Origin of the sequence: Promicromonospora kroppenstedtii DSM 19349, assembly GCF_000515355.1 — a bacterium.
GTDB classification, from domain to species: domain Bacteria; phylum Actinomycetota; class Actinomycetes; order Actinomycetales; family Cellulomonadaceae; genus Promicromonospora; species Promicromonospora kroppenstedtii.
Window position 1 is genome coordinate 2,737 of record NZ_KI911695.1, and the last position, 8,335, is coordinate 11,071.

An 8,335-nucleotide genomic window follows, 5' to 3' on the forward strand; every position below is an offset into this window, starting at 1 on the left:
GACGTCGGCGGGCCCGTCGGTCACCGGCACCAGGTCGACGCCGTACGCCTCCTCGGTGACCCGGCGCCACCAGCGCGCGGCGGGGCGCAGGACGGGGTCGGCCGCGACGCGCGCGCCGTCGGTGAGCAGCACCGAACCGCCCAGCGCCTGCATCGACGCAGGCAGGGGAACAAGGCCAGGACCTCCGGGCTGGTGCACGCCGGACACCCTAGCGCGACGCTCCGTTCACCCGCGGCGGGACGCGGCGAACGTAGACTCCGTCGCTCTCTGCGCCCTCGTGAGCCGACTATCCCTACGTTCGGGTGCCCCGCCCGCGAGTGCCCCGCCCGGCGGGCGGTGATCACTCGCGGCGGAGGATCGGTTCCAGCGCCGTCAGCACCGACGGGTCCTCGATCGTCGACGGGACCGTGGGGTGCTCGCCGTCGGCCAGCTGCCGCATGGTGCGCCGCAGGATCTTGCCCGAGCGGGTCTTCGGCAGGCCCGCGACGATCTCGACGTCCTTGAACGCGGCGACGGGGCCGATCTGGTCGCGCACGGTGGCGACGAGCTCGGCCGCGACGCCTGTGGGGTCCACCCCGGCCTTGAGCACCACGAGCCCGCGCGGCACCTGGCCCTTGAGCGCGTCGGCCGCCCCGATGACGGCGCACTCGGCGACGGCGGGATGACCGGCCAGGACTCCCTCGATCGCTCCGGTCGACAGGCGGTGCCCGGCCACGTTGATGACGTCGTCGGTGCGCCCCATCACGTAGACGTAGCCGTCGTCGTCCACGTAGCCGCCGTCGCCGGACAGGTAGTAGCCGTCGAACGCGGCGAGGTAGGACGACACGTACCTGGCGTCGTCGTGCCACAGGGTCTGCAGCGTGCCGGGCGGCAGCGGCAGGCGCAGGGCGAGGCTGCCCTCCTGGTTCGGTCCGGCGACCGAGCCGTCGGGCAGCAGCACCTGCACGTCGAAGCCCGGCACGGGCACCGAGGGCGACCCCGGCCGGGTGGGCATCGGGTCGAGCCCGCGCAGGTTGGCGACCACGGCCCACCCGGTCTCGGTCTGCCACCAGTGGTCCACCACGGGAACGCCGAGGATCCGGCCGGCCCACTCGTAGGTGCCGGGGTCGAGCCGCTCCCCCGCGAGGAACAGGTGCCGCAGAGAGGTGGTGTCGTGGGCGGCCACGAGGATGCCCTCGGGGTCCTCCCTCTTGATGGCACGGATGGCTGTCGGCGCGGTGAACAGGGCCTCGACCCGGTGGTCGGCGACCACGCGCCAGAACGCGCCGGCGTCGGGCGTGCCGACCGGCTTGCCCTCGTAGAGCACCGTGGTGGCGCCCGCGATCAGCGGCCCGTAGACGATGTAGGAGTGCCCGACGACCCAGCCGACGTCGGACGCCGTCCACCACACCTGGCCGGCCTCGATGTCGTAGATGTTCCGCATGGACCAGGCCAGGGCCACGGCGTGGCCGCCGTTGTCGCGCAGGATGCCCTTGGGTCTGCCCGTGGTGCCCGACGTGTACAGGATGTAGAGCGGGTCCGTGGCCGCGACCTCGGCACACGGGGCGGGGTTGGTGCGCCCGGCACGCATCGCGGTGGCCCAGTCCAGGTCGCGTCCCTCGACGAGCGTCGCCTCGGCCTGCGGCCGCTGGAGCACCACGCACGACGCCGGCTCGTGGTCGGCCAGCTCCAGCGCGCGGTCCAGCAGCGGCTTGTACTCCACGACACGGCTCGGCTCGATGCCGCACGAGGCGGACACGACGACCCTGGGCTGGGCGTCGTCGATCCGCACGGCCAGCTCGTTCGCCGCGAACCCGCCGAACACCACCGAGTGCACCGCGCCCAGGCGCGCGCAGGCCAGCATCGCGACGACCGCCTCGGGCACCATCGGCATGTAGATCACCACGCGGTCGCCCTGCCCGACGCCGAGGTCACGCAGGGCGCCGGCGAACGCCGCGACGTCCTGCAACAGCGTGGCGTAGGTGAACGACTCGGTGGTGCCGGTGACCGGGCTGTCGTAGATCAGTGCCGTCTGGTCACCGCGGCCCGCGATCACGTGCCGGTCGAGCGCGTTGTAGCAGGTGTTCAGCCGGCCGTCTGGGAACCAGCGGAAGAACGGCGGGCTGTCGGCGTCGAGCACGCGGGTGGGCTTGTGGAACCACGAGACGAGTGCCGCCTGCTCGCCCCAGAAACCCTCGGGGTCGCTGAGGCTGCGCCGGTGGACGTCCGCGTAGTCGGCCATGTGGTGCCCTTCCGCTCCGGCGCGCGGACCCCGGTGTCCGCGCCGCTGCCAGTCTGCCACGGAGGTCCACGCCGTCCGGGACGAAACCCGCTCGCGTCGGGACGTTCGGCCCTGGGTGCCCGACGGTGGTCGTGGTGTGGTGGGGCATGGACCACGACAGCGCCGACGCTCCCGTCGTCGAACGAAGCGCCGGGGGCCGGTGGCCGGGGCACCGGCGGGCCTGGGTCACGGCCACGGCCATCACCGCGACGGTGGCGGGCGCCGTCGCCACGCGCGCCCGGCTCCGGAACTGGGGCGCGACACCGGAGGAGATCGGCAGCAGCCTGCCGGGCGACGACCTGCTCACCGCCGACTCGGCGTCCACGCGCGCCATCATCGTCGGCGCCCCGTGCGCGGAGGTCTGGCCGTGGCTGGTGCAGATCGGCCAGGACCGCGGCGGCTGGTACAGCTACGACTGGCTCGAGAACCTGTTCGGCCTGGACATCCACAGCACCGACGATCTGCACGGCGAGTGGCAGCACCTCACCGTGGGCGACGTCGTCCGGGCCACCCCGCCCGGGGCGACGGGCCTGCCCGAGGGGTACGCGTTCCGCGTGGCGCTCGTCGACCCGCCGCGCGCGCTGGTGCTGCGCCAGCGGCCGCCGGAACACCCGTGGAACGCGACCTGGGCGTTCGTGCTGGCCGACGACGGACCGGACCGCTGCCGGCTGCTGGTCCGCAGCCGCTCCACGCGCTCCCCCGGGCTCGCAGGACGCCTGTCCGGACTGGTCGGCGAGCTGTTGGACCCCATCACGCTGCTGATGACGCGGCGGATGCTGCTCGGCATCCGGGAGCGCGCGGAGCGGGCACACGCGCGCGGGCTGCCGTCGTCGATGACGCGGCGCCGGGTGAGGGGCGGCAGGTCTGGGGGGCGCCGTCAGACAGGAGAGCCGGACAAGACGAAGGAGTCCCCGCCTCGACGAGGCGGGGACTCCTGATCCGTGGAGCTGCCGGGAATCGAACCCGGGTCCGGTATCGGTTTTCGAGGACTTCTCCGGGCGCAGTCTGCTATGGATTTTCTCGGCCCCCGCGCTCGCGCAGACACGTTCGCGGACAGGCCCAGCCATCTAAGTGTTCCCGTAGCCCCGATGACGAGAGCTACGAGCAGAGGCTTCCTAGATGACGCCGGCTACTGGGACGGAAGCGTCTCCCAGGCCGACGGAGTTCGGGCTCGCTCAGGCGGCGAGGGCGAACTCGTTGCGCGAGTTATCGGCAACTATTGGTTTACAGGCATCGTTTACGAGATAAGCCTGCATCCTCGGCCCGCTTCTCCTCGAAGCACGACCACCGTCGAAACCGATCAGCCCCTATGGATTTTTCAACGTGCCCCGCGCGAGCTGCGCCCGTGCGGAACGTGTCCAGTCTAGGTGATCAACGCCCCGGACGGGAACGTTATTTCGGCAACAGCCAGGTCAGGCTCTGCTCGTTGTCGGCCGAGCCCGCGGCTCCGCTCCGGGCGCAGGCCTCGTTCCTCGGCCCGCACCCTCCGCTGCGCCTTCGGCTCAGCCGAGCATCTCCTTGTGCCGGATCGCCCGCTGCGCCTCGCGCATGTCCTGCTGCTCGCGCAGGGTCTGCCGCTTGTCGTACTCCTTCTTGCCTCGCGCGAGCGCGATCTCGACCTTGGCACGGCCGTCCAGGAAGTACAGCGACAGCGGGATCAGGGTGTGCCCCTTCTCCCGGGACTTGGACTCAAGGCGCGCGATCTCCTCGCGGTGCAGCAGCAGCTTGCGCCGGCGCCGCGGCGCGTGGTTGTTCCACGTGCCCTGGAAGTAGGCGGGGATGTGCACGTTCTCGAGCCAGGCCTCGCCGCGGTCGATGGCGGCGTAGCCGTCGGTCAGGGACGCGCGCCCCATGCGCAGCGCCTTGACCTCGGTTCCCGAGAGCACCAGTCCGGCCTCGAAGACGTCCTCGATCACGTAGTCATGACGGGCCTTCTTGTTGTTCGCCACGATCTTGCGCGGATCGTCGACCTTCTTCTTGGCCATGGTCTCCCTCCGGGTTCTGCGGGCGCGTGCTACCCCCTGCGGGCGGCGCGACGCCCCAGTTTACGCGCCCGACCGGTCGGGACCAGGCTTTTACAGCCAGGTCATCGGGTCCACGGTCGAGCCGTTGATGTACAGCTCGAAGTGCAGGTGGCAGGCCGTGGAAGTGCCCGTGGTGCCCGAGTAGCCGATGAGCTGACCGCGCGAGACGCGCTGCCCCGCCGAGACGGCGAACGACGTGAGGTGATTCGAGCTGGTCATCACGCTCTGGCTGCTCGAGGTGTAGCCGTGGTCGATCAGCACCTGGTTGCCCAGGCCGGCCAGGGTCCGCGCGTACAGCACGGTGCCGTCCGCGGCGGCCAGGATCGGGGTGCCGCAGTAGGCCCGGAAGTCGGTGCCGGCGTGCAGGCGGGAGTAGTTCAGCACCGGGTGGAACCGCATGCCGTACGACGAGGTGATGAAGGGGTTGGCTGTCGGGTAGCTGAGGAACGACATGGTCCCGGACGAGCCGTTGCCGCCCCCTCCCCCGGACGAGCCCCCACCGCCGGACGAGCCGCCCGAGGTGCCCTGCTCGGCCTGCCGCTCGGCGAGCCGCTGGTCCCGCGCCTTCTGGTCGCGGATGATCGACTTCAGGTCCGACTCGATGGAGCTGAGCTCCTGCTCGTTGGACTGCATGTTCGCGAGGGCGGCGTCCTTGCGCTTCTCGATGCGTGCCTTGAGCCGCTCCTGCTCCCGGATCAGCCGCTCGATCTCCGCCTTGCGTTCCACCGCGGCCTGCTTGGCCTGCTCCTTGGACCGCACGTTCTCGTCCGCGAGCCGCTTGAGCTCGGTGACCACCTCGCGGATCGCCGTCAGCCGCGCCTGCAGGTTGCGGGCGGTCGCCTCGGCGTCCTGCAGCTCGGCGAGCGTGCGGGCCCGGATCCGGGCGGCCGACGACGACACCGAGTAGCCGTCGATGAACTCCTCGGTGCTCTGGGCGCCGGTCACCAGGCCGATGGTCGAGGTGCTGCCGGCGCCGCGGAACTCCTCGCGGGCCATCTGCGCGATGTCGTCGCGGGCGCCGTCGACCTTGCCCGAGCCGTCCTGGAGCTGCTGGGTGACCTGCGCCTCCTCGAGCTGGGCGTCCGCGAGGCGCTGGGCGAGGATCGCCGCCTCCCGCTCGGCGCGCTGCAGCTCGGCCTCGGCCACCGCGAGCTCTGCCTCCGCGACCGGCAGCCGGCCCTCGACCCGGTCCAGCTCCAGCACGGCGTCCGCGAGCTGCGAGTCCGTGTGCTCCAGCTCGGCCTCGAGGCTCTCGCGCTCCTTCTCCTTGGCCGCCTGCTGGCGCTCCGCGGCGGCCCGCCGGTCGTCGAGGTCGTCGGCCTGCACGACGGACGAGCCGCCGAGCAGCAGCACGACCGCGAGCGCCGCGGCGATGCCGCCGCGGCCGGGGACCCTGGAGCGGGGGTTTCGGGGAGTTGACATCAGATCCTCGTGTACCGGTTCAGGGTGAAGAAGGACGAGAGGGCGGCCAGCGCGACCGCCATGATCACGAGCAGCGGCGCGACGCGGAACACGTCGACCTCGGAGACGTAGGCGACCCAGTCGACCGACCGTTCGAGCCAGTCGCTGACCATGAACCGCACGGCGAGCCAGAGCCCGCCGCCGGCGAGCAGGGAGCCCAGCACGGCCGCCAGCGCGCCCTCCAGCAGGAAGGGCAGCTGGATGAACAGGTTGGACGCGCCCACCAGGCGCATGATCTCGGTCTCCTTGCGGCGGGAGACGGCGCTGAGCCTGATCGTGGTGGTGATCAGCAGGACGGCGGCCAGGAGCATGACGCCGGCCAGCCCGGCCGCGAGCAGCGTGGCGACGTTGAGCGTGCGGAACAGCGGCTCGAAGACGGCCCGCTGGTCCTCGACGATCTCCACGCCGTCGCGCCCGGAGAGCACGTCGCTGACCACGGCGAACTGCTCGGCGTCGGTCAGCTTGAGCCGCAGCGAGGCCTGCATGTCGTCGGCGGTGAGCTGCGTGCCCTGGTAGCCGTCGGGGTAGCGCTCGCTGAACGCCTCGAACGCCTGCTGCTTGGACTCGAAGTAGACCTTGCTGACCTGGCTCGACAGCTCGGTGTCGATGACCTGGCGCACGGAGTCGATCTGGTCCTCGGTGGCCTCGCCCGTCGCGCACGTGGGCGACACCGAGCCCTCGGGGCAGAGGAAGACGGAGACCTCGACGAGGTCGTACCAGTCGTCCTTGAGCTTGCCGATCTGCGCCTGCAGCAGGGCCGCCGCACCGACGAACGTCAGCGACACGAACGTCACGAGCACCACGGCCACGACCATGGTGGTGTTCCGGCGCAGGCCGCTGAAGACCTCGCCGAGCACGAACTGGAAGCGCACGGTCAGGACCCCCGCCCCGTCTGGACCGGGGCGCGGGTGCCGCTGCCGGGGGCGTCGAGCACGGGTGAGGCGCCGACGTCGGGCAGGATCGCCTCGCGTTCGCCGTAGCCGCCCCGGGCCTCGTCGCGCACGACGACGCCGTCGGACAGCTCGACGACGCGGCGGCGCATCTCGTTGACGATCTCGTCGTCGTGCGTGGCCATGACCACCGTGGTGCCGGTGCGGTTGATGCGGTCCAGCAGGCGCATGATGCCGAGCGACGTGGTGGGGTCGAGGTTGCCGGTCGGCTCGTCGGCCAGCAGGATCTGCGGCCGGTTGACGATGGCGCGCGCGATCGCGGCGCGCTGCTGCTCGCCGCCCGAGAGCTCGGTGGGCATCCGCTTGCCCTTGCCCGTCAGGCCCACCATCTCCAGGACCTCGGGCACGGTGTCGCGGATGACGTGCCGCGGCTTGCCGATCACCTGCAGGGCGAACGCCACGTTCTCGTGAACGGTCTTGTTCTGCAGCAGCCGGAAGTCCTGGAACACCACGCCGAGCTGACGGCGCAGGGTGGGCACGCGCCACCCCGAGAGGTTCGCGACGTCACGGCCGGCCACGTAGACGCGGCCGCGGGTGGGCCGCTGCTCGCGCAGCACCAGCGACAGGAAGGTCGACTTGCCCGACCCGGAGGCCCCCACGAGGAACACGAACTCGCCGCGCTCGACGTCCACGGAGACCTGGTCGAGGGCAGGTCGTGCGCCGCGCGCATAGACCTTCGACACGTTCTCGAACCTGATCACGAGCCCGACACTAGGTCGGACATCGGCTGGCGTGTCCGGCAGACACGCCGTTGGAGTTCACCCCGGCGCACCGAGTTGCTCGCCATATCAGGCCAAAATGCTCGGACGCGGCATTTCGCCGCACCGGCATCCCGCGCCGGACCGACATCCCGCGCCGGACCGGCGCCGATGGGTTCTGATGGAGGAACCGACCCCCGGCGACAGGAGCGTGAGCTGATGCGTGCAGTCGTGTTCGAGAAGTTCCAGACCTTTCCCAGCCTGCGAGAGGTGGGCAGGCCGAGCCCCGGCCCGGGCGAGGTGCTGCTGAAGATCGCCGGCTCCGGCGCCTGCCACTCCGACGTCGCGCTCTACAAGGAGTTCGCCGAGGGGCAGCCGGGGTCGTTCGCGCCGCCCTTCGTGCTGGGCCACGAGGCGTCGGGCTGGATCGAGGAGCTCGGCCCGGGGGTCACGGGGTTCACCAAGGGCGACGCGTACCTCGTGTACGGACCCAACGGGTGCGGACACTGCAAGGCCTGCTCACGCGGCCAGGACACGTACTGCGAGAACGCGGCGACCATGCCGTGGGCGGCCACCGGGATCGGGCGCGACGGCGGCATGGCGGAGTACATGGTCACCCCCGCCCGCAACCTCGTGCCGCTGGGTGACGCCGACCCCGTGGCGGCCGCTCCCCTGGCCGACGCCGGCCTCACGCCGTACCACGCCATCAAGCTGTCGCTGCCCAAGCTGGCCGGCGGCGGCAGGTACGCGCTGGTCGTGGGCCTCGGCGGGCTGGGGCAGATCGCCGTGCAGATCCTGACCGCGCTGACCGGCGCCACCGTGATCGCCACCGACATGAAGCAGGACGCGATGGACCGCGCGGCGGCCGCCGGCGCCGTCACCGTGCCCGGCGGACCGGACCAGGTCGCGGCGATCCGCGAGATCACCGGCGGGCGCGGCGTC

At 71.6% G+C, this 8,335-nt stretch carries 8 protein-coding genes and 1 other RNA gene; 2 read left to right on the forward strand and 7 right to left on the reverse strand.

Features of this window, described 5'->3' with window-relative positions; translation table 11 throughout:
* On the reverse strand, window positions 1-198 hold a 198-nt coding region (locus PROKR_RS35285), incomplete at its 3' end, for a hypothetical protein (RefSeq protein ID WP_169736466.1).
* Between the two features lie 142 nt (window positions 199-340).
* Entirely contained in the window at window positions 341-2,221 is a 1,881-nt protein-coding gene (locus tag PROKR_RS17735; protein ID WP_036965245.1) for an acetate--CoA ligase, read from the reverse strand.
* A gap of 146 nt (window positions 2,222-2,367) precedes the next feature.
* Here PROKR_RS17735 and PROKR_RS17740 point away from each other — a divergent pair, with 146 nt between their 5' ends.
* Window positions 2,368-3,198 (forward strand): hypothetical protein, encoded by an 831-nt coding sequence (locus tag PROKR_RS17740; protein WP_211240168.1) that lies wholly within the window; start codon window positions 2,368-2,370, stop codon window positions 3,196-3,198.
* A gap of 1 nt (window position 3,199) precedes the next feature.
* On the opposite strand, the gene ssrA is transcribed toward PROKR_RS17740, so the two are convergent.
* The 5 genes from ssrA to ftsE form a co-directional block, all read right to left on the reverse strand.
* Window positions 3,200-3,568, reverse strand: a transfer-messenger RNA (tmRNA) gene (gene ssrA, locus PROKR_RS31660).
* Window positions 3,569-3,762: 194 nt separating this feature from the next.
* Window positions 3,763-4,245, reverse strand: coding sequence for an SsrA-binding protein SmpB (gene smpB, locus PROKR_RS17745; protein ID WP_020013299.1), 483 nt, complete (start codon window positions 4,243-4,245; stop codon window positions 3,763-3,765).
* 90 nt (window positions 4,246-4,335) lie between these two features.
* A complete protein-coding gene (locus PROKR_RS17750) occupies window positions 4,336-5,706 on the reverse strand; it encodes a M23 family metallopeptidase (protein ID WP_036965247.1) in 1,371 nt (456 codons plus the stop codon).
* Window positions 5,706-6,617 (reverse strand): permease-like cell division protein FtsX, encoded by a 912-nt coding sequence (gene ftsX / locus PROKR_RS17755; protein ID WP_020013301.1) that lies wholly within the window; start codon window positions 6,615-6,617, stop codon window positions 5,706-5,708. The genes PROKR_RS17750 and ftsX overlap by 1 nt, the downstream gene beginning before the upstream one ends.
* 2 nt (window positions 6,618-6,619) lie before the next feature.
* Window positions 6,620-7,396: a cell division ATP-binding protein FtsE gene (gene ftsE / locus PROKR_RS17760; RefSeq protein WP_036965250.1), complete on the reverse strand. Its 777-nt coding sequence runs from the start codon at window positions 7,394-7,396 to the stop codon at window positions 6,620-6,622.
* A 216-nt stretch (window positions 7,397-7,612) separates the two neighbouring features.
* On the opposite strand from ftsE, the gene PROKR_RS17765 reads away from it, so the two are divergent.
* A partial coding sequence (locus PROKR_RS17765; protein WP_036965253.1) for an alcohol dehydrogenase catalytic domain-containing protein occupies window positions 7,613-8,335 on the forward strand: 723 nt, incomplete at its 3' end.